The organism is Haloferax profundi, from assembly GCF_001469865.1.
Lineage (GTDB): Archaea > Halobacteriota > Halobacteria > Halobacteriales > Haloferacaceae > Haloferax > Haloferax profundi.
In genome coordinates, this window is the sequence record NZ_LOPV01000393.1 from 1 (window position 1) to 213 (window position 213).

Sequence of the window (213 nt, forward strand, 5' to 3'; positions counted from 1 at the left end):
GTATGTCTTCGACGTATATCGGCGCGATGGTCGTCGTATCGAAGCCATAGAGCGTCTCGGACTCTCTGAGGAGTTCCATGAACCGGGCGACCGGTGCGTACGGATTCGTCGGTTTCGTCTCGGTCAACGCTGCGTCGTCGAACAACCCGACGTCGACGTCGACAGACCCGTTGGTAAGCGTTTCGAGAAACGGCTGAAGTCGTTGTGCAGCGG

At 58.2% G+C, this 213-nt stretch carries 1 pseudogene; it reads right to left on the reverse strand.

What is annotated here, in order from left to right:
• Positions 1–213 (reverse strand): annotated as a pseudogene (locus tag AUR66_RS22115) (helix-turn-helix transcriptional regulator); the annotation flags it as partial.